This window comes from Shewanella benthica KT99 (genome assembly GCF_000172075.1).
Classification (GTDB): domain Bacteria; phylum Pseudomonadota; class Gammaproteobacteria; order Enterobacterales; family Shewanellaceae; genus Shewanella; species Shewanella benthica_A.
On the sequence record NZ_ABIC01000019.1, the window covers coordinates 47,364 to 68,152 of the forward strand.

General features: G+C 46.1%; 18 protein-coding genes and 2 pseudogenes. 8 read left to right on the forward strand and 12 right to left on the reverse strand.

The features are described from left to right. Positions 1–61 precede the first annotated feature (61 nt). Genes KT99_RS10610 through gmk form a run of 4 tightly spaced genes read right to left on the reverse strand, consistent with a single transcriptional unit; the run spans position 62 to position 3,561 of the window. Entirely contained in the window at positions 62–445 is a 384-nt protein-coding gene (locus KT99_RS10610) for a RidA family protein (RefSeq protein WP_005499823.1), read from the reverse strand. Between the two features lie 32 nt (positions 446–477). Next, a complete protein-coding gene (gene spoT, locus KT99_RS10615; protein ID WP_005499825.1) occupies positions 478–2,583 on the reverse strand; it encodes a bifunctional GTP diphosphokinase/guanosine-3',5'-bis pyrophosphate 3'-pyrophosphohydrolase in 2,106 nt (701 codons plus the stop codon). 13 nt (positions 2,584–2,596) lie between these two features. Beyond that, on the reverse strand, positions 2,597–2,881 hold the full coding sequence (rpoZ, locus tag KT99_RS10620) for a DNA-directed RNA polymerase subunit omega (protein ID WP_005499827.1): 285 nt from the start codon (positions 2,879–2,881) through the stop codon (positions 2,597–2,599). A gap of 56 nt (positions 2,882–2,937) precedes the next feature. Next, the gene (gene gmk, locus KT99_RS10625; RefSeq protein WP_005499828.1) at positions 2,938–3,561 is read right to left on the reverse strand and encodes a guanylate kinase; all 624 of its coding nucleotides are present in this window, start codon (positions 3,559–3,561) and stop codon (positions 2,938–2,940) included. A gap of 325 nt (positions 3,562–3,886) precedes the next feature. Here gmk and KT99_RS10630 point away from each other — a divergent pair, with 325 nt between their 5' ends. Together KT99_RS10630 and KT99_RS10635 are read left to right on the forward strand one after the other, a co-directional pair. After that, positions 3,887–4,954, forward strand: a complete 1,068-nt coding sequence (locus KT99_RS10630; RefSeq protein ID WP_005499830.1) for a hypothetical protein — start codon at positions 3,887–3,889, stop codon at positions 4,952–4,954. A gap of 184 nt (positions 4,955–5,138) precedes the next feature. Beyond that, positions 5,139–6,206 (forward strand): phosphotransferase enzyme family protein, encoded by a 1,068-nt coding sequence (locus KT99_RS10635; RefSeq protein ID WP_005499834.1) that lies wholly within the window; start codon positions 5,139–5,141, stop codon positions 6,204–6,206. Between the two features lie 132 nt (positions 6,207–6,338). Here the strand turns inward: KT99_RS10635 and KT99_RS10640 are convergent, their stop codons facing one another. The 4 genes from KT99_RS10640 to KT99_RS10655 all read right to left on the reverse strand — a co-directional run bounded on the left by KT99_RS10640 (position 6,339) and on the right by KT99_RS10655 (position 11,639). After that, positions 6,339–6,719, reverse strand: a complete 381-nt coding sequence (locus KT99_RS10640) for a cytochrome c3 family protein (RefSeq protein WP_005499835.1) — start codon at positions 6,717–6,719, stop codon at positions 6,339–6,341. Between the two features lie 44 nt (positions 6,720–6,763). After that, entirely contained in the window at positions 6,764–8,407 is a 1,644-nt protein-coding gene (locus KT99_RS10645) for an HAL/PAL/TAL family ammonia-lyase (protein WP_420038544.1), read from the reverse strand. A gap of 17 nt (positions 8,408–8,424) precedes the next feature. Continuing rightward, a complete protein-coding gene (locus KT99_RS10650; protein WP_040571867.1) occupies positions 8,425–9,993 on the reverse strand; it encodes a flavocytochrome c in 1,569 nt (522 codons plus the stop codon). A 488-nt stretch (positions 9,994–10,481) separates the two neighbouring features. After that, positions 10,482–11,639, reverse strand: a complete 1,158-nt coding sequence (locus tag KT99_RS10655; protein ID WP_040571868.1) for a hypothetical protein — start codon at positions 11,637–11,639, stop codon at positions 10,482–10,484. A 536-nt stretch (positions 11,640–12,175) separates the two neighbouring features. On the opposite strand from KT99_RS10655, the gene KT99_RS10660 reads away from it, so the two are divergent. Beyond that, on the forward strand, positions 12,176–13,699 hold the full coding sequence (locus KT99_RS10660) for a sigma-54-dependent Fis family transcriptional regulator (protein WP_198402016.1): 1,524 nt from the start codon (positions 12,176–12,178) through the stop codon (positions 13,697–13,699). A 152-nt stretch (positions 13,700–13,851) separates the two neighbouring features. On the opposite strand, the pseudogene KT99_RS20785 reads toward KT99_RS10660, so the two are convergent. Both KT99_RS20785 and KT99_RS10670 read right to left on the reverse strand, forming a co-directional pair. After that, positions 13,852–14,496: pseudogene (locus KT99_RS20785) on the reverse strand (IS1595 family transposase); the annotation flags it as partial. 9 nt (positions 14,497–14,505) lie between these two features. Beyond that, positions 14,506–15,042, reverse strand: a complete 537-nt coding sequence (locus KT99_RS10670) for an IS630 family transposase (RefSeq protein ID WP_083804839.1) — start codon at positions 15,040–15,042, stop codon at positions 14,506–14,508. Here KT99_RS10670 and KT99_RS10675 point away from each other — a divergent pair. Continuing rightward, positions 14,990–15,292 (forward strand): annotated as a pseudogene (locus tag KT99_RS10675) (IS30 family transposase); the annotation flags it as partial. The gene KT99_RS10670 and the pseudogene KT99_RS10675 overlap by 53 nt on opposite strands. Before the next feature lie 85 nt (positions 15,293–15,377). On the opposite strand, the gene KT99_RS10680 reads toward KT99_RS10675, so the two are convergent. Then, complete coding sequence (locus tag KT99_RS10680) at positions 15,378–16,016, reverse strand: ERCC4 domain-containing protein (RefSeq protein WP_005499846.1); 639 nt, start codon at positions 16,014–16,016, stop codon at positions 15,378–15,380. A gap of 241 nt (positions 16,017–16,257) precedes the next feature. Between KT99_RS10680 and KT99_RS10685 the strand changes: the two genes are divergently transcribed. After that, on the forward strand, positions 16,258–16,944 hold the full coding sequence (locus KT99_RS10685; protein ID WP_232504286.1) for an amino acid adenylation: 687 nt from the start codon (positions 16,258–16,260) through the stop codon (positions 16,942–16,944). 218 nt (positions 16,945–17,162) lie between these two features. Further along, entirely contained in the window at positions 17,163–18,170 is a 1,008-nt protein-coding gene (locus KT99_RS10690) for a YecA family protein (RefSeq protein ID WP_040571870.1), read from the forward strand. A 185-nt stretch (positions 18,171–18,355) separates the two neighbouring features. On the opposite strand, the gene KT99_RS10695 is transcribed toward KT99_RS10690, so the two are convergent. Next, a complete protein-coding gene (locus KT99_RS10695) occupies positions 18,356–19,219 on the reverse strand; it encodes a YicC/YloC family endoribonuclease (protein WP_005499856.1) in 864 nt (287 codons plus the stop codon). Between the two features lie 193 nt (positions 19,220–19,412). Here KT99_RS10695 and rph point away from each other — a divergent pair, with 193 nt between their 5' ends. Together rph and pyrE are read left to right on the forward strand one after the other, a co-directional pair. After that, positions 19,413–20,126, forward strand: a complete 714-nt coding sequence (rph, locus tag KT99_RS10700; protein WP_005499858.1) for a ribonuclease PH — start codon at positions 19,413–19,415, stop codon at positions 20,124–20,126. Positions 20,127–20,141: 15 nt separating this feature from the next. Next, entirely contained in the window at positions 20,142–20,783 is a 642-nt protein-coding gene (gene pyrE / locus KT99_RS10705) for an orotate phosphoribosyltransferase (RefSeq protein WP_005499860.1), read from the forward strand. Positions 20,784–20,789 lie beyond the last annotated feature (6 nt).

Here is a 20,789-nt window from a genome sequence, read left to right on the forward strand (position 1 = left end):
TGCATTTATGCAAGGTAAACAAAAGGGCGCCGAAGCGCCCTAGTAGATAAATGGATTAGGGTTAAACTTCCATCACTCCATCCATCTCGACAAGTGAGTCTTTCGGTAGTTGTTTAACTCCGATAGCCGCACGAGCCGGGTAAGGCTGAGAGAAGTAACGTCCCATGATCTCGTTGACCGTGGCGAAGTTGCTCAGATCTGTCATATAAATATTAAGTTTGACGATATCACTCAGAGAGCCGCCGGCGGCTTCACAGACCGCGGTCAAGTTATCGAAGACTTGCACTACTTGAGCTGAAAATTCATCGCTAACCATCTGCATAGTCGTTGGATCTAATGGGATCTGACCAGACAGATAGACAGTGCTACCCACTTTAACAGCCTGAGAATAGGTGCCGATTGCCTGTGGTGCCTTATCGGTAGCTATGATGATTTTTTCTGCCATAACGCTCTCTCTAATTAGTCTTGATGAGTTAACTATCGATTACGGGATGTTCTGAGTACTTCGGGCAGTACCCTGATACGTCGCATCACGTTTGCTAGATGAATTCGGTCTCTGACTGAGATCCTCAGATTGATCAGGAAGACTCTTCCATCACGCTCTTCGGTACTCAGGCTGTGAATATTGGCACCTTCTCCGGCGACAATCGAGGTGATCTTGGCTAGTGCACCTTGGTGATTCACTATCTCTACCCGCAGATTAGCCTGGAACTCGACGCCTTCGGCATTATCCCATTGAACCGGGATATATTTGTCTGGTTCACCTTGATAGCCACGAATATTGGTACAGCTTTCCATATGAACCACCAGGCCTTTTCCCGGACTTACGTGGGCAATAACTGCATCACCCGGAATGGGGCGACAGCAGTTGGCGAAGGTGACAAGCATGCCTTCGGCGCCACGGATAGGCATCATATGGGAATCATTATGTTCCTGAGCTGCGACCTTATTGCCTACTAATCTTTGCGCGATCACTATGCTCATCGCATTGCCCAGGCCGATATCGGCCAGCAATTCATCTAAGGTATTATGCTTAGTGTCGTTGACGACCTTATCGATCTGCTCGGGATCGATCGAGTCTAATTTGGTTTCGCCTAAAGCATGATTGAGTAGACGCTTACCTAAGATAACCGCGTCGTCTTCGGTGAGACTCTTGAGTAGCTGACGGATCTTAGCGCGTGCCTTGCCGGTCACCACGAAGTTAAGCCAGGCCGCATTTGGCCTCGCACCTTTGGCGGTGATGATCTCGATCGTCTGCCCCGAGATCAGCGGCTGACTCAAGGGGTAGGCTTGACGGTTAACGCGAGCGCCGACACAGGTGTTACCCACATCGGTATGAACTTCATAGGCAAAATCGACCGGGGTAGCCCCAACAGGAAGCTCGAGGATACGACCTTCCGGGGTAAATACGTAGATCTCTTCTGGGAAGAGCTCGGTCTTGAAGTTTTCCACAAATTCGAATGAGGTGCTGGCACTCTGCTGCAGTTCGAGTAGGCTCTGCATCCACTTGCGGGCACGAACTTGGCTCGTCGTGCCTCGTTGCGCCGAGTTGCCTTTCTTATAGATCCAGTGAGCTGCAACGCCTTTATCTGCCATCTGATCCATATCTTCGGTACGGATCTGTATTTCGACCGGTACACCATGGGGGCCAAATAGCGAGGTATGCAATGACTGATAGCCATTGGCCTTTGGAATGGCGATATAATCTTTAAAACGGCCCGGGCGAGGCTTGTAAAGGCCATGCATGGCACCCATGACTCGGTAGCAGGTATCTATGGAATCGACGACGATGCGAAAAGCATAGATATCCATGACTTCCTGGAATTGCAGCTCTTTACTGCGCATCTTATTGTAGATGGAGTAGAGGTTTTTCTCGCGACCCTTGACGGTGCCTGGGATCTTGGTATCTTCGAGGCGAGTACGTACCGCGGATTCTATGCTTTGGATTAATTCTTTGCGGTTACCTCGGGCGGATTTTACTACCTCTTTCAATACGCGATAGCGCATAGGGTAGTATGCCTGGAAGCCTAAGTCTTCCAGCTCTATCTTGATATTGTGGATACCGAGACGATTGGCTATAGGAGCATAAATTTCCAGAGTTTCCCGCGCAATACGGCGACGCTTATCGGGCCTTAAGGCTCCTAGGGTGCGCATATTGTGAGTTCGGTCGGCTAACTTGATGAGGATAACTCGGATATCTTGAGTCATGGCCATCATCATCTTGCGGAAGTTTTCGGCTTGTGCCTCTTTCTTGTCGCGAAATTTTAGCTTATCGAGTTTGGAGACACCTTCGACCAGTTCGGCGATGGATTCACTGAAAATTTCAGCCAATTCATTTTTGGTTACTGGAGTGTCTTCGATGGTGTCATGCAAGAGGGCGGCCATAAGTGTCTCATGATCGAGACGCATATCGGCCAGGATGCGGGCGACCGCAACCGGGTGAGTGATATAGGGTTCACCACTTGTGCGCATTTGACCTTCATGGGCATCACGCGCCACCAGATAGGCCTGCTTGAGTAATGCTACCTGATCAGGTTCTAAATAACTTGATGCAGACTCTTTGAGACCTTCAAACAGATACAAGTGGTTGTACTCCTTATAGTATGTCGTTGCGACCTTCAGCAATCGCAGCAACGGCAGCAATTTCTGCTGCTTCACGTTCACGAACAGTTTGGCGCTCATCGGCATCCAAAGTCTCAGCAGTTACTAGACCTAATTCGATTTCGCGCAGGGCGATAACCGTAGGCTTGTCGTTCTCTTCTTCAACCATAGGGGTTTTACCCTCCATAGCGATTTGGCGAGCACGACGCGCTGCAACTAGGATCATATCAAAACGGTTGCCGATTTGGTTTACGGCGTCTTCTACAGTTACGCGAGCCATGTGTGGAACTCCAGGGTTAGGATGAAAAAATGACGCAAAATTGTACATGTTGGCGGCTAGTCTGCCAACAGATCTTTAATCATATCATTTTGTGCATGAATTTGGCCAGCACCCGTTAGGCGTTGACTGCGGATAATTGCGACTAAGTCGGCTAAAGCCGTGTCGAAATCGTCATTAATGATGATGAAGTCATACTCGCCATAATGGGAGATCTCTGATGCAGCTTGCGCCATACGGCCGGCGATGACTGCGCTACTGTCTTGGCCACGACCCGTTAGGCGTTTTTCTAATTCGGCTCTTGAGGGAGGAAGAATAAATATTCCAATGGCCTCTGGCATCACTTTCTTGACCTGTTGCGCCCCTTGCCAGTCGATATCGAGAAAGACATCTATGCCATCGGTTAAGGTTTGCTCGATCACTCTTCGCGATGTGCCGTAGTAGTTGCCAAACACCTCGGCCCATTCGAAAAAAGCATTTTCGGCAATTAAGGCTTTAAATTCTTCGCTTGTCACGAAATGATAGTGCTGTCCATTGACCTCAGCCGGACGAGGTTTGCGGGTCGTATGTGACACAGAAACTTGTTTATCGGTGGGCTTATCTTGCAGCAATGCCGAAATGAGAGAGGATTTACCTGCGCCGCTAGGCGCCGATACGATAAATAGGTTTCCGCGTGCGGTCATGAGCTAAGCATCCAAAAATGTAAAACGAAATGTGGTTCCCGAGCATCGGGAAGCCGTACATTATACGCTCGACTGCAGTTGCGGCGCTAGTGGCTGTTTAATCTGAATCCTTTTAATGTTTTTGAGCGGACGGGAACAGTGAAACAAGTTTAATGGCTTTATTCAAGCTGGCACTGACTTTGAGCTATAAATTGGTTAGTCTGTATACGGTTAATTTGACCATTTTAGGTGTATGACACCTAAGAGATATGAGACCTATTGGTCGCTTCGTTTTTACTCTTAACTCCTAGGAGTGAGAATATTCAATTTTATTAGGTGTTTTCCCATGCAATATCAATCACTTTTTTGCTTCAAGGGCCTAGATAATGGTGTCAGATTTGCGCTAGTTAGTGCCTCTGTGTATTTTATTTTACTGCTTGGTTTTGTGCTCTTGGGTCAAAGTGCCGCCCTCTTGGTGCTAGGCTGTTTACTCGCCCCTGTACTAGGCTTGAGTGCCTATAGAAGGATGCGTGATGCGGCAGGGCCCAGTTGGTATGCCTGCCTGGTTTTAATCCCCCTATGCCTATTTTCAATCACACTCGTCTATGCCGCTAGCCTGGCGCTAGCAGTCGCGATTCTTGTTATCGCCGTTTTACTCAGTCTGTTTTTTGCCAGACTCCCATCAGTTGGTAAGGTTAAGTCTTATCATCAAGGTTATGTAGGCTCGGCAGTTACACCTAGATCTAGCGTTAATCGTAGAAGGGTTGAACCTAGCTTAGGCGGTCATGTGAGCGTTGCGGATGCATATGAAGGCGTGAGTGAGGAGGAGGAGGATAATCATCAATGGCAAACATCCTCCTCGCAGCAGGGATTTTTTGATTCTATGGCACTAAGGCCGTGGACTCATTGGGCCAAACAGAATCAAAAATCATTATTAGCTGTCGTAGCCGGTCTGGGTGCTTTAGTGCTTATAGCAGGCTTGTTTGAGGCATTAACTGCTGATAATGAGCCTATAAGTGAGCTGGTTCAAGCAACATCAGCACAGGTAATTGCCCCGAGCAGAGAAGAGGCTAAAATACCGGACGGATTTAGCGTGTTGTTGGAAAATGATGTGCTGATCATTCGCTGGCTAGGAGAGAAGGCAGCCGAGGGCGAGATCTGGTCCCTTGCATCTGCACAGGGTGACCGCAGCTGTGCCAATTTGAGTTTCAACGATGGCAGTCATTATCGACCTATGCTGGTGGAATATATGCCTGATACGTCCATCGAGGCGCGTTTTTCACCGCTAGACACTCGAGCAATCATCTCTGACATCGCAATGCGTGGCAGCATCAAGCTATGTGGCTATGATTTCAGCCTCAAGGGGAGCCAGTCAGCCTTGTCGAAAAACGCCGTTTTTATCCCCTATTTATAGCTGGAATAAATGTCACTTAGTCTTTACACTGCTTGGTAGAGTAAGGCTCACAGTGTATATCTAGATATATGGCAGCCGAATTAATTGCGGATGACAATGCGGCTCTGACCTTGGTCATCATGAGAGTCTGGGTGCAAGAAAAGCTCTCAGGAGTTTGATATAATAAGAGCAATGGAGTTGTTGAGTGATCGATTTTATCAGGCAGTCTGTGCTGCCTTATTTTGCTATTGGGACCCGCGATGCCAAAATTTCCCCTCTGGGAAATGGTCATATAAATGATACTTTCCTGGTCCGTTGGAGTGATGGTGAATTCGTTCTTCAGGGGCTCAATACTCAGGTATTCAAGACTCCGAACGCCTTGGTTGAAAATGCTCATAAAATAGCTGCACACTTAGCAAAAAAGCGTAAGAGCAATGACTATACGCTTACAGTTGTTAAGCCTGTGCGTACCGAAAAAGGTCTGCTGGCTGTCGATCTCGGTGCACAAGGTTTCTGGCGTGCCATTAACTATCTTCCCCATAGTCACAGCATAGATGTGGTGAGCTCTGAAGATGAGGCTTACTCTGCTGCCAAGGCATTCGGACATTTCGCATCGGCATTGAGCGATTTTGATGCGACTCAGCTTGAGGATGTGATTCCACAGTTTCATCACCTTCCCGGACGCATAGACCAGCTCAAGGCGGCGGTAAAAAATGATCAATATAATCGCTTAGAAACCTGTCGTGACTGGGTTGATTTGGTATTTTCTCAGCAAGATATTTTGCAAGAACTTGCCGACGTTTCGCCAACATTACCTCTTCGAACATGTCATAACGACACTAAAATCAACAACATGCTTTACGATAAACGTGATATGAGCAGTTTGGCTATCATAGATCTGGATACCTGCATGAAAGGACATCTCATGTATGACTTCGGTGATATGGTGAGAACCTTCACCTCGCCAGAAGAGGAAGACTCGACCTCTCTGCAGAATGTGCATGTGCGCGAATCTATTTTTGCCGCTATCTGCCGTGGTTATTTGAGTGAACTCGGCACTGTGCTTACCCAAGATGAGAAGGCCAGCTTGTGGCTGGGCGCCCGGGTCATGTGTCTGATGATTGGGGTGCGCTTCTTGACCGATCACCTTAACGGTGATATTTATTTTCATATACACTATGAGAAGCATAATTTAGCGCGTGCGGCGAATCAATTCACCCTATACAAGAGCCTGCTTGAACAAGAAATCCAGCTTAAGACTTATTTCAATTGATTCATCCCAGCCTAAAAAAACGTCCCGAAACTTTAAGGTCTCGAGACGACGGAAATATGCTTCACCGCTAAAGGTTGAGAGCGGTCAAAGCGGGTTATTTCAAAATTAAATGAGACTGAGACGTAAGCTTTACTAACGCTTCATGTTGGGGTATTCAAATTTATGGCACTCATTACAGTACACCTTGCTCTGTTTATGTTCCCGATGACAGTAACTGCAGGGCAGGTCGGTGCCGTAATGCAGGCTATCATGAGGATTAGGCTCCACATCGTGACCGGCATCTTTCGGGCGCGCCGTTTGCAGGGCCATATCATCACTGCTGCCGTGGCATGACTCACATTGACTCGCTGCAGGAATGGTTTTACGTTTTACATCACCATGACATATGGCACATTCAACCTTGCCATTATCGCCTGTCATAATCTCTTTATGATAATCCTTCATCTGCATCGCAGAAGCTGCAGGGGCGACTAACAAGCAAGCTAATAATAAAGTATTAAGGGTCTTAAACATCTTGAAATCCTATTGCGGGGCAGTAAACTGCCCCGCCTAACCGTTTAGTATTGAGTGATGAAATCGTATGACGTCTTGATATCCGGCGTAAATGGACGGTCTAACTCAACGAATGGCACCTGCTTGCGATAGTCTTCGTACATCGTCTTCGTCGCTTTACCCATATCCAGATTAGGATTGGTCAGCTTACGTAGGTCAATGGCTTGAGTTGAATGCAGCAATTCAAGACCATAGATGTAGTTGGTGTTGTCGACGATCTGGATAAGATTTTCCGAAGCCAGTTTCAGGTTAGTGAAGGTATCTTCGATGTTACCTGCAACTGGGATGCCGTCAAAAGAAACGGGGCTGGCTAAACGCTTGTTACGTACCTGCATATCGACCAAGTTCTTCTGGATAGCGCCGAAAGCGTGACCATTGTTACCAGGCGCGCTCAAGAAGCGAGACAGTTTAGTGAAATGGTTGTCTGACAGGTGAATAGTACGCATCACACTGTTGTGAGACACATGAGTCAATGCAATACTGAGCCCTTGAACGGCAAGAGCAACCGGTAATGGCTCGAAGTTTGTGGTCGGGAATACCCCACCCTTACCTTCGATCAGATACTTAGCGACTTGTGGGTACTGAGTGTAATCCTTCGATGCATTCTGAATAACGCCAGGGTTATCATCTGAGTGGTTAATCTGTACATCGATAACTTCGCCCAGATCGGCCAGTGCTTTCTTGGCTCCGGCAAATGTGTATGCGGTTGTGCGATAGCTGAGTGGATCTTGCAGTGAACGTTGATCATTCAACTGCCACAGGTAGCTGCCATCTAATTGGTGCAGAATTTCACTTGTCGCTTCCTTAATGTATGGGAAAGGACGAATGTCATTGGTTTGAGGCAGGAATGGTGACACGTTGCCGTTCAGAGCCTCCAGGCTAAGGCTGAATACCGTTGGCGAAACAGCCATCAGGTGAGACGCATCCCGGTAACCCTTCATGGCATAAGATACCGAGATAGAGTTGTTTGACAGGATAGACAGCGCATCTTTACCGATAGGCTTAAGTGGCTTTACACCCGCATCCTTCATTGCCTTAATACTGCTGACACGCTTGCCTTTATAGAACACGTCCCACTCACCAATCATGGCCAGACCGACATGAGATGCCATTAAGATGTCGGCCTCACCTACAGTGCCCTTAGATGGGATAACCGGTGTGATGCCCTTGTTTAGGTACTGTTGGTATAGCTCGGCAACATAGGGTTGAACTCCCGTGTGACCGGACAAAATGGTATTTAGGCGAACAGCCATAGCAACACGGGTCAAGCGAACCGGTATGGGGTCTCCCATCGCGGCGCTATGGGCGCGCAGTGTGCTGTAGTTGAAGCTTTTAGAGGCTTCCATCACGGCCTTGCTTAGCTTGCCATCGGCGGTAAATAGCTTCTGGTCTTTGTTCAGCCCTACACCTACTGTTAAGCCATAGACCGGCTTACCTAAACGCGCAGCATCCATCAATAACTCATGGCTCTTAATCAGGTTATTGGCCGCTTTCTTACCAATTTTGACCTTAGCGCCGTCGGCAATAGCCCAAGCTTGATCTTGTGTCATGTGCTTGCCATCTAAAACGACACTGTCCATTGCCAGTGCACTTCCTGACATCAGGCTTAACGCCAGAGATGCCATAACAAATTGCTTACTATTCATCATCTTAATCCTTTTTATATTTAACTTGATTGTACGTGTTTCAAAACAATACTTTTTGATGCAGCACATATTTGACCGGCGTTGCGGCCTGTGACCACTCCTTCTGCGACGGCGCAGGCTCCGAGACGACTCGCACCGTGAATGCCCCCGGTTGCTTCACCTGCCGCGTATAAGCCTGGGATCGGCTCGTAGCTCACCAGATGCAATACCTCGGAACGGGTATTTACCTTGACGCCACCCATGCAGTAGTGAACCTTTGGCCACATGCGCACCGCGTACCAAGGGCCTTGCTCAAGCTTCATCGCCTTCTGCATAGGTCTGCCAAACTGGCTATCCTCGCCAATATCGACGGCCTTGTTCCAGCTCGTCACTTGTGCCTTGAGTGCATCGGCGGGAATGCCATAAATCTTGGCTAGCTCTTCGAGCGTGTCTGCTTTCTTGATGACGTTATATTTAAGTCCCCAATCTAACGTCTGGGCCTTGCTGGCACCTTCTGCATTGGTGAAACCTATGGGGTAGACAGGTTGTCCTTGGTCATCACGACGGGTCATGATGGCGTCGGCGCGGGCCTTACGGTCTGCCAGTTCATTGAAAAAACGTTTACCGGTACGCGCATCCACCACTATTCCTCTGGGATAAGTGGCAATGGTGTTAAATTGTGATGCGGTGCCAAAACCTTTCTCATCGGGAGAGGCCCAAGGTCCCAGTTGGATTTGATCCAGGTGGATGGGGTTGGCACCGATCAGCATCATCTGCTTCAGTGCATCGGCATTGGCTCCCGGATGGTTGGTGGAGTCCAGCTCTTTGGTGAGTTTTGGTTGTTGCATCTTGCGATACTCGATGTCTCGACTGAAGCCACCTGTGGCCATGATGACCCCTTTACGGGCACCATAACGACGGGTTACACCGGAGCGCTCTTTAGGGAAGAAGTAATTGGCCTTAACTTCGATACCAGTTACGCGTCCCCGATCATCTTTAATAAATGATTCCAGTTTGGTCTGAGTGCGCATATCTATGCCGCGCTTCTTGGCTGCCTTGATCAGAGGACGAATGATCCCGGCGCCTGAGCTTTCGACGGTTTGAAGTATGCGAGGCAGAGAGTGTCCGCCAAAATGCTGTACAAATGGCTTCCACTGCACGCCATAATCCGTCAGCCATTGGCATGACTCTGCGGTGCCATTACATATTAGTTTGAGCATCTCAACATCGTTCATGCCACGGCCTGCTTCAAGCATGTCGGCCACCATAGTGTCTACCGAGTCTTTAATACCGTTTTCCTGCTGTAAGGGAGAGCCGGCAACTGCCATGGCACCGCCATTGATGGTTGAGTTACCACCGAAAACAGGCATTTTGTCGACCACCATGACGCTTGCTCCGGCTTCCCGGGCTTGTAGTGCCGCAGACATGCCTGCAAAACCGCTACCTACCACTATGATGTCGACAACTTCATCGAACTTAATTTCATGAGCCGGTACACATGCGGCGCTGACAGGCTTAGCCATAGAGGCTCCCAGACCGGTAATGGCAAGTGCTACCCCTCCGGTAATTAGTTGGCGTCTGCGATGGTTTAATGGTTGTTTGTCACTCATTCTCATGTGTTCCTTAATCTTTCCGAGCATATCGTTCTGCTTATCTTCGTTATTACACCGTTGGTTGCAGTGACTGTGCCAACTGCTCTAAATCGATGAGAATCGCGATGGTTTATGATCTGTCACACTAAATCACGAAATATGATGAACTGTGACCACGAAATTTCGTGGTTAACTTGAAATATCGGTTAATAATAATTGTTAGAACTCTCTGTATAACTAATGAGTGAGTTTTCGTTTATTTCATAGGAGGTGAAAATAAAATGGGTTGTAACATTGAATACGAAGTGACAAGTTATAAATATTAGTGGTTGGGATTGGTTAATAATTATGCTGGGTTATTTCCTGTAAATAAAAAGGCTCTATATATAATAGAACCTTTTTATTAAACCTTTTTATATACTCATCTGAATAATGGCAACTGAGAATTAAAGTGTCAGTTGAACTGTGATATGAAACTATCGTTAATCAGTTTTAATGTATAAAAATTAGAAATAATAGCCAAAGTTGATATTAATACGTTTGTCTAGGTCATCACCAAATTCAGGTAGACCAACATGGTCATTATTCTTAGTCGAGAATGTCATGTTTTTACCCATGATAAAATCGATCATGGTATAAGTCGGACCCGTTGAAATTGCGCAGCCAGTGACATTTTGGATGCTGTTATCATAACTGGAATCTGCGACATCGGGTGTCATTAAGCCGAAGTCATTGTAACACTTCACACTGCCCCATGATGTTGACATTGTCTTGGCGAGGTTAAGGCTGTAAACCCGCCCCTTAGAGGCAATCTCATATTGCCAGTTAACGACTGATACACCGATCTTGTTGTCATCGATCGCATCGGCGGCGTCATACTCATACTGCATTGCCTGTAATTGTAGGGTCCAGCCGTTGAATTGGCTGGTCATATGCGCGGCTACCGCGTATCTGTCACCATTATTACCGGTTTTATTGTTGTAGATCTGACCCACTTCGACCGAAGCTCCTATGGTGGTCGAACCGCCTTCATACTCCAGGGTGTAAGTTTGACGAAGGTTTAATTGGTTAGTCTCTTCGTTGTTGTACTCGGTGCCATTGTCGATACCATCATAGGTGGTATCTATGGTGCCGGTGAAGAGATCCGTAGCATAGCGCTTGATCTCCGATGGACCATATTCGGCGCCCTTATAGAAGGCCAGATCCGTATGCCAGCCATTTTTTTCATAAACGGCCTTAATACCTATATCATGATCATCTTCAAAGCCGAGGTAGTAGGGCAGACCAAACCACCAGCTGTTTGAGATAAATCCAGGGTTACCAAAAGGCACCTTATTGATACCAAATTGGATCTGCCAGTCAGGGTCTATGTCATAATAACCGTAACCGTATTTGATGAAGTTAGTACTTGTTGTGAAACGATATTCGGCGGCTAGGCCGAAATCTCCTTTCTTCCCTTTGAAGACTAAAGTCGCAGTGTCGAATACTAAATCGCCGCCTTTATCTTTTGAGCTGTCATCGTATAATTTCAGGCCATAGTTGACCCGCACCGAGCCACCAATATTAATTCCATCTTCTTGAGCCTGAACACAAGCGATTGAACCGGCCATTGCCACCGCTGTCGCTACAGCAGACAGCATAAGTTGAGTGGGTTTTTTCATCATCATTTTCCTGTTACTACTTTTATATTGAATTATTTTTTACATTTTTATCGGCTAAGTCAATTATCGATATAAATTGAATAGCTGCATATTTTTAATAAAGCAGTATGCATGCCAAACTATAAATAAAGGGTGAAATAGGCGGTTAATTAGATGTGAATCAACAAAACACGAAATATCAACAAATGATAACGTTAAATGCCGTGAAACTAGTTAAGTTTCGTTAATTTTTTTAGGTTTATTCACATCTAGCTTGCTGGTGTAACGTGATATAGATACCGATTATTTGATATTGTTGACGCATCTCGCAAATATTCAATAAACACTAGATGGATCCTGCTATTTGCTCAAGCGTTATATAGGTCACGTTAATTTAAAACTTTTCATAAATTTGTGACTTGGGATTGTGTTGGTGTCACATTAATTGAAGTTGGCTGGCAAGCATGGTTGTTCTAACGTTAATTTTTTGATCAGTAACACAGAATCACGAAATATAACGAACTACAATGATATTCAACGGTAGCCAATTAGAAGAATCAATGGAAAAGTTTTATTACAAAGCGACTCAATGTTTATGCAGTAGCCTTCAGTTAGAAGAGTCACTGCAGAGCTACTTTGATTACATTAAAGAATTTCTGCCGATCGATGGCATCTACCTGAATATCTATCGCCCCGATTTCAGCGATATTCAATTTATCGCGCAGGTGGATGAGCATCAGTCTTCTACGCTGGATAAACGGATACCTATCAGCAACGAGATGTGTGCGGCGCTGCAAGATCTTGATAGACCTATTATTCGTATCATTAATGATATAGAGCTGGATACCGTGACTCAATTTGTTGCCCCTCAGGTCATTCCCGAAATTAAGTCTGTGATCTTGTTGAGGATGCTTTCCGGTAATACCCACCTTGGGATCGTAGGCTTTTATGCTAAACAGGCCGGAGTATTCAGGCCGCGACATGTCGATATGCTGGAACCGCACATGCAGACGTTCTCCTTGATCACCGCCTTTAATTTAAAAGGGCGCAATTTGCTCAGAGAAAATAAAGTCTTGGCTGAGCAGAACCAGACACTTAAACGGACATTGAATATCAGTAATGGGGTTGTTGGTGCACACTCGGGGTTGAAGCTTGTGATGCGGCAGGTTGAGTCTATTGCCAAACTCAATACTACAGTCTTGATGCTTGGAGAGACGGGTTGTGGTAAGGAGGTCATAGCCAATGCTATTCATGAACTCTCCTTACGCGCTAACAAGCCATTTATTACAGTCAACTGTGGTGCGATTCCTGAGAGCTTGATTGATTCTGAACTATTTGGCTATGAGAAGGGCGCTTTCACTGGCGCAGAATCTCGAAAGGCCGGTTATTTTGAACAAGCAAATGGCGGCACTATTTTTCTGGATGAAATCGGTGAGCTGCCATTATCGGTTCAAGTCAGGTTACTCAGAGTATTGCAAAATAGTACCATTACCCGTGTAGGTGGCCACGACTGCGTGCAACTCGATATCAGAGTCATCGCCGCGACACACCGTAATCTCAAGGCGATGGTCTCAACGGGCGAGTTTCGTGAAGATCTCTGGTACCGCTTGGCAATTTTCCCGATTGAAATTCCCTCTCTGAGGCAGAGGCGTGCTGATATCCCTCTGCTGGTGCAGCATTTTATTGAAATGCTGTCGGCCAAATTTAATCAAGATCAACTCCCCCGGGTTGCCCCCGAGCAGTTGTCTATTCTAAATCAGTATCATTGGCCGGGTAATGTCAGGGAGTTGAGCAATGTGCTTGAGAGGGCCATGATTCAGCATCCCAAGGGGCCGCTTAATTTCGATTTCATGATGCCATCAGAGGAAGCCGACCAAAAGGAGAAAACGAGAGAGACAATTATTGTCGATCCAAGTCATGCAACCGATAAACTGGTGCCTCTGGAAACCATGATCCGAAAATATATCGAGCATGCACTGCGGGTCACTGGTGGCAAACTGTATGGCCCAGGTGGTGCTGCTCAATTGCTGGACATCAACCCGAATACCATGCGCAGTAAGATGAAAAAGTTAGGTATTTGTTAGCCGGTTAAATTTGAAGTCGCTAAGGTCCCATATTTAGTTTTTGCAGCCGGCGCTGCAGATTGAGCTTATCGAGCTGTTTGATCACGGCAAGATCATTATAAATTGAACTTTATGCTCAAGTAGCGATCAGATCACCAAATACTCTTTTTTGGCTATGTTCCATAATATTGTGGTCCCCCATACGCGGCTTTCAATATCTGCAGATTATCTAGTTTTGCGTTACTTTCCTTAAACCAAGCCAGATAATGTGACAAATACTTTGTAGCAACCCCCTTCATTTGCCCATTAGCCCAACTCTTAAAGTGAGCGATTACACCATTTACAGTCTGGATATGGTAAATCTTATCTATCACTATTATTTTATTATTTATCAATCGCTTATGATCGCAGTTCTTTTGCTTTGCTATCGTTACATATGCCCAAGAGCCATCACTGCAAAGTACCGAATCTGCTGCAATGTTTTTAGCCAAATTAGCCGCTATTTCTGCAGTCGTATCAGCAGATAAAATAGGGGTGATCATGTGTTTACTGCGTTCTATGGATAACAGGATAGCGACCTGGCCTTCTTTAGTTCGTTTATCAATATCGCCGCCTCTCTTTCTTGCTTTTTGGGGTGTTGTTATTGTTTTTGAACCTTTTTCAGAGTATGCAAGAAAGAATTCATCGACTTCAATAATGCCTGATAGCTTGTCATCATTTTTCCCTGCTTGAGCGGTAAGAAATCTATGCCGCCATAAAAATGCAGTCTTCAAGTTAATACCGCATACAGAGGCCGCCTCTCTCAGTGTTAATACCAATCTGGAAAATTAACTGGTCATATTCGCCCAATCCCTAGAACACATTTTTGTCACTCTTTCTGCACTCTCGGTGAAAGTGTTCCAGGCTTCACAAACACTATCAACAATGTCTTCATAATTTTTGAAAACTCGATTGGCAAGGCAGTGCTGGCGCATCCAGCTCCACACTTGTTCGATCGAATTAAGCTCAGGTGAATAAGGGGGTAATTTGATGAGGCTGACATTATTGAATTCATCTGCAATGCCATCGGTATGCCAGCCAGCTCCATCCATAATAACGACTGCATGTCTGTCTGCTTCTGTGACTTCCGAGATCTGTCTCAAGTGCAGGATCATGGCTTCTTTACTCGTCCATGGAACCACTATTGCTTGGCCTATACCTCTGCTTGGACATACTGAACCAAATAGGTATGCATATTCGAATTGCTGCTTGCGTACAACCCTAGGTCCTGCTGAGGTAATACAATAAGTGCAACAGATTAAGGTTGAAAACCATACTGCATTGACAATAACCTTGGATAATGGCGGTGAGTTTGCAGGCCATATGAAGGTTCATGAAGCGACGGGAGCGAAGGTTTATTTTGCCAAACCTTATGCGAGTTGGCGGCGAGGAACGAATGAAAATACTAACGGTCGGATTCGGCGGTTTTGGCCTAAGAAATTCGACATGGCTAGGCTGACGGAGGAGGAAATCGAGAACAGGATATTGCAACTAAATTTAACGCTAAGAAAGATATTAGGCGGGCTAACACCCCTCGAGGTCTTTACTGGTAAGCGTGTTGCACTTATTGCTTGATTCCAGCAGCTTGATCTGAAGGTGAGAAACGTAAATCTTAATTGAGATTGCTGATACAGTTGAAAGTGTTTGGTAAGCTTGTTGATCATGAGGTTAATACGTCACGTATTTTTTGCGCCTTCTCTTGTCCTATGCCCTCTACTTTACGGAGTTCTGCTGCTGGTGCTGTGAATATGGCCTCGATGTTATCAAAGTGGCTCAACAGGCGTTTTGCTAATTTGGGGCCGACTTGAGGAAGGCTTTGAAGTATGAAAAGCTGGCGATTTTTTTTACGTTTGGGTTTTCTGCCATTAAGTTTTAATTCTGTTTCTCTGCTGTGTAATTGTTTGGCAACAAAGTAGAGTATTTTAGCCGATTCGGCCTGAGACAAGCTACGTAAAATAGGCATGTTGAACTTGATTGAAATAGAGCACAGCGCCCCTATCAATGCTTCTCGAGTTATATCATAAGATGCAATATCACGAGACGATCCTTCTATAAGCAGTGCGGTATTGTGGTCGCATGCAGATAATCTTGCTACCTGTGAAAATAGCCTACCGTCACAAAGAGAAATGACCAGATCGGGGAGGGTCTTTCTTTCGATTAGCCAATTGTTTATCTGATAATCGCCGAGTTTCAGGCGTTTTCTTACCAAGCACAGATCTGTGCGGAGTGACAGTTGTTCGAGCAATGTCTCGGCGTGCTCTCTGTCGTCATAAACTATCTCAATCAAAGTGTTATTCATCCTGAATACTTAATCCATCCTTTGGCTATTTCTGAGTCTAGCTCAAATATGAATACCATGGTCTGGGATTATTGACTCACAGTGAACGCGCTGCACAGTGGCAGGCAGTTAATTAAGCCAGAAGCGTTAATGTATGGCGGCAAATCTTTTGCTAAAGGTGATAACATGCTGGTCATCTAACCCGTTAATCTGAGTGATCTTGATGGCGTTGTTTTTAAGTCTGTCCAATCCCATGTGTAAAATGCTTAAGCAACCCCTTGAGCGAATGACAGACGCCGATGGCAATAATCCCGGTGTGCAGCCGATTAGCACCAATGCTAATCGTGTGAGTTGGCAGGGGCAGGTTATTCACTTATCGGGTCGTCAGTGGCAGCCCTATGATGATGGTAGTTGGCTGGTGGTGTTTATGGAGTCCCATAGCCGTTACTGCATGATACTCAGTTACCCTGCTAAGCCAGAATGGGAGTTGGTACAGCAAGATTTTTATAATCACTGGAAATTACACGCCATTGCTTGGTTGCGAGCCAATAGGTTTATTCGAAACGATGATCATGGTATGCAGGTACTCGATAATATTGAGCATTACTTTGAACAAACTAAGGTTCACAGTTTTCGCAATCTAGATCGCAGCATAGGTGCTCATATTGCTGAGGTGCAGCATTATTTACATTCATTGCTTGATGACCATAAGCCGCGCGATTTTGACAGCGATGAGGCGTGGGAACTGAGCATGTTTATTAATCAGCAACCGCGAAAGATCAAGGGTCAGCGCAGTAAGAAACACCAGTTTATCCCAGTTGACCGCTTTATCGATGATGTCCTATACCGTTTTGCCAGTGGTATCTGCGACCAGCATTTTCCCAATATAAAATCTGGCGACTTTCCTTGCCCTTATCCGCAAAAGCCTGTGTTAAGGCTGTTGAAGTAGAAATCAAAATTAGACCAACAAAAAGCCCCTCCGCTTAAAGTAATGAAAAAAATGGCTTCAAGTGCGGGGTTTGCTACCTTGCAAGATGCGCAGCAATGCATAAAAGAAGTGGTAGAGGTCATTAGCCGCACAGCAACAAGGGATCAGCAAAACAACCTTGTCAGCGATAGAGAAAATACGATATTGCTGAGTTAAAAAATATAAAATAGTAGCCAAATATGAAACCAAGCCGAAACGACCCTTGCCCGTGTGGCAGTGGCAAAAAGTACAAACGTTGTTGTATGAACAGTGTTTCAAAGCAGCACACCTCAATGTTGGATGACATTGAGCAAGTTGCCGCTATGAATCCCAACTTGTCCCTAGATGAACTCAATATCGTTGTAGAGCAAAAAATGAAGGTAGCGAATAATCTCCCTGCTCCTGACTTCTGTGGTCTCTCGCCAACACAAATGGCCAGTTGGTTATATTCGCCTTTTAATGAATTGGAATGGGTCACAATAAGCACGCCAGAGGATTTGTCTACCAGTCCTGTGATGCGCTATTTAGAGTTGATTTTAGATGAGGCTATGCAGAAAGATGGTTCATTTAAAGCGACCACTAAGGGTAACTTGCCCACAAAACTGGTCAGGCAAGCCAGTGATGAATTACCTAAGTTTGCTGTCTCTCGGCATCAAATGCATATCAGCATCAGTGAATACTGCGGCAGTAACGAAGATAAATTTAATGCGCTGCACTACAGTCGTGTTTTGGCGGAAATCGCTGGCATTATTTATCGTCGAAGTGGTCGTTACCATGTAAAAAAGACCGCGCAAAAGCAGTATCAAAAAAAGGGCATTAATGCTTTTTTTATCCCAATGCTTGAAGCGGCAACCAGTCAGTACAATTGGGGCTACCTAGATGGATGGGATCACGATATTGATCTAAGGACATTCTGGTTATTTATGCTTTGGCGCTTGCAAAGTCATGGTTGTGTTGATCAGTTGATTAAAGAAGTGGCTACAGCATTTCCTGATGTATTACTCGATTGTTCATCGGAGGAGTACCTATCGCCAAGCCAGTTGTTGGGTACTTTGATTGAATCGCGCTTTATTGACCGATTTCTAGAGTTTTGGGGCTTTGTGACGGTTGAACGAAAGCGGTATTTTTCCGAAGAACACGTACCGAGAAAGGTAGAGATACTACCGGTGCTAAAGCAAGCTTTTCAATTCAATATTGAGAATCAATAGGTGAGACTATGCCTTGTATGCCTTGTATGCCTTGTATGACATGTCACACCATAATCTAAATTAACTCGAAAGCCTGGTGGAACCCACAAGAGAGATGTGTTCTCGCACAAGAAACAAACCTAATAGGTAAACAAAAGCCCAGCTATAAACTGGGCTTAGATACACTAATTTAAATAGAAAAAACGTTATTCCACGTTTTGAATTTGTTCGCGCATCTGCTCGATTAGCACTTTAAGCTCAACAGCGGCAGCGGTGATCTCGCCGCTGATAGATTTAGAGGCCAGTGTGTTCGACTCACGGTTGAACTCCTGCATCATAAAGTCGAGACGACGGCCCTGGGCGCCACCTTTGTTGAGGATGCGCTGGGTTTCTGCGACGTGGGCGTCGATTCTGTCCATCTCTTCTGCCACATCCATCTTCTGGGCGAGAATGACCATCTCTTGTTCCAGGCGGGCAGGATCCAGTTCGCCGGTGATCTCGGCCAGACGGTTAGTCAACTTATCACGTTGCCATTGCATTACCGTGGGCATATGTTCACGCACTACGGCTACTTGCGCAACTATGGCGTCCAGACGCGTTTGTAGCATGGTCTTTATGGCTGCACCTTCGCGGCCTCGAGCTTCGATAAACTGATCGATGGCGCTGTCGAAGGCAACCAATAGCTCCTTGCTTAATGCATCCATATCTTGCTCTGAACCCGACATCACACCTGGCCATTTTAAGATGTCGACCAGATTGATCTCGCCTTGACCGGCTTCCTGTTTGATCCAGTTGGCTGCGTTTACCAGCTGCTTGGCAAGATCTTGGTTGAGATGCAGTTCGTTACTCTGGTTGTCGGCAAGATCATATCTGAGGTTAACTTCAATTTTTCCACGGTTTAAACGCTTACGTAATTTGTCTCTGAGTATCGGCTCTAGGCTACGGAAATGTTCAGGCAGACGCAGATAAGTCTCCAGATAGCGCTGATTGACTGAGCGGATCTCCCAGGAGGCATTGCCCCAGTCTGCTTTATGCTCGATACGTGCGTAGGCTGTCATGCTTTGGATCATGGTTTTTCCAATTGTTTAACCGTGAAAGTGATCTGGGATTATAGACCTATGGCTGTAATGGTCAAAGCAAAGCCGTGCAGCTTTGCTTTGTTGGGCTAAATAACATGGCATCCGTGACCACATGCCCTTATACTACTGACCCAAAATAATGCAGACAAAATCGCCAATCGATTCGTGAATACAGGAATTATCTATGCGCCCTAGTGACAGAACGCCAGCTCAATCTCGTCCAGTGACGATCACTCGTCAGTTTACAGCTCACGCTGAAGGCTCTGTTTTAGTCGAGTTCGGCGAGACAAAAGTACTTTGTACGGCTAGCTTCGAAGTGGGTGTTCCTCGTTTTCTTAAAGGAAAAGGCCAAGGTTGGGTTACGGCTGAATATGGCATGTTGCCTCGCTCGACTCATACTCGCATGAACCGTGAGGCGGCACGTGGTAAGCAATCTGGTCGTACTCAAGAGATCCAGCGTCTTATCGGTCGCTCACTACGTGCAGCAGTGGATATGAAGGCTTTAGGCGAGAACACTATCATTATCGATTGTGACGTGATTCAGGCCGATGGCGGCACACGTACCGCGGCTATCACCGGCGCCTGTGTAGCCTTGGTCGATGCGCTTAATTGGGCTCGTGGTAAGGGTATCTTGAAAACCAACCCGCTTAAGTTTCTTATTGCCGCGGTAAGTGTTGGTATCTATAAAGGTGAGCCCATCTGCGATCTGGAATATATCGAAGACAGTGAAGCCGAAACGGATATGAATGTGGTCATGACCGAAACCGGTCAGATGATTGAGATTCAGGGGACTGCCGAAGGCGAGCCATTCAGTCATGAAGAGTTGCTGAGTATGTTAGAGTTGGCTAAGCACGGTATTCGTGAAATAGTCGATGTACAGAAAGCGGCATTGAACTAAAATTGAGGAGAGATTGTGAAAGCCTATCAGCGTGAGTTTATCGAGTTTGCCATAGAACGTAAGGTGTTGATATTTGGCGAGTTTACGCTTAAATCCGGCCGTATCAGTCCCTATTTCTTCAATGCTGGCCTGTTTAATACCGGACGCGATCTAGCCCGTCTGGGGCGTTTTTACGCGACCGCTTTGGTCGACTCGGGCATAGAGCATGACCTGCTTTTCGGTCCTGCTTATAAAGGCATCCCTATTGCGACCACGACGGCAGTTGCTCTATATGAGCATCATGATATCGATATACCCTATTGCTTCAACCGTAAAGAGAAGAAACAGCACGGTGAAGGTGGCAGCTTAGTCGGTAGCGAGCTCAAAGGTCGTGTCATGCTGGTCGACGATGTGATCACTGCTGGTACCGCGATTCGTGAGTCGATGGAGATCATTCAGGCCCATGACGCTTCGCTAGCGGGCGTGCTTATTGCTCTGGATCGTCAAGAGAAAGGCAAGGGCGAGCTGTCTGCTATTCAGGAAGTGGAACGTGATTTTGGTTGTGAGATCATCTCAATCATCAAGCTGGGCGATCTGATCAACTACTTGTCGGAAAAATCGGGCATGGAAGCGCAGTTGGCTTCGGTGAGTGCCTATCGCGATAAGTACGGGATTTAACGCTTT

Coding starts and splice junctions, on each gene's coding strand:
- KT99_RS10610 (WP_005499823.1), bottom strand. CDS start 445: ATGGCAGAAAAAATCATCATAGCTACCGATAAGGCACCACAGGCAATC.
- rpoZ (WP_005499827.1), bottom strand. CDS start 2,881: ATGGCTCGCGTAACTGTAGAAGACGCCGTAAACCAAATCGGCAACCGT.
- gmk (WP_005499828.1), bottom strand. CDS start 3,561: ATGACCGCACGCGGAAACCTATTTATCGTATCGGCGCCTAGCGGCGCA.
- KT99_RS10630 (WP_005499830.1), top strand. CDS start 3,887: ATGCAATATCAATCACTTTTTTGCTTCAAGGGCCTAGATAATGGTGTC.
- KT99_RS10640 (WP_005499835.1), bottom strand. CDS start 6,719: ATGTTTAAGACCCTTAATACTTTATTATTAGCTTGCTTGTTAGTCGCC.
- KT99_RS10645 (WP_420038544.1), bottom strand. CDS start 8,407: ATGATGAATAGTAAGCAATTTGTTATGGCATCTCTGGCGTTAAGCCTG.
- KT99_RS10650 (WP_040571867.1), bottom strand. CDS start 9,993: ATGAGTGACAAACAACCATTAAACCATCGCAGACGCCAACTAATTACC.
- KT99_RS10655 (WP_040571868.1), bottom strand. CDS start 11,639: ATGATGAAAAAACCCACTCAACTTATGCTGTCTGCTGTAGCGACAGCG.
- KT99_RS10660 (WP_198402016.1), top strand. CDS start 12,176: ATGGAAAAGTTTTATTACAAAGCGACTCAATGTTTATGCAGTAGCCTT.
- KT99_RS10680 (WP_005499846.1), bottom strand. CDS start 16,016: ATGAATAACACTTTGATTGAGATAGTTTATGACGACAGAGAGCACGCC.
- KT99_RS10685 (WP_232504286.1), top strand. CDS start 16,258: ATGCTTAAGCAACCCCTTGAGCGAATGACAGACGCCGATGGCAATAAT.
- KT99_RS10690 (WP_040571870.1), top strand. CDS start 17,163: ATGAAACCAAGCCGAAACGACCCTTGCCCGTGTGGCAGTGGCAAAAAG.
- KT99_RS10695 (WP_005499856.1), bottom strand. CDS start 19,219: ATGATCCAAAGCATGACAGCCTACGCACGTATCGAGCATAAAGCAGAC.
- rph (WP_005499858.1), top strand. CDS start 19,413: ATGCGCCCTAGTGACAGAACGCCAGCTCAATCTCGTCCAGTGACGATC.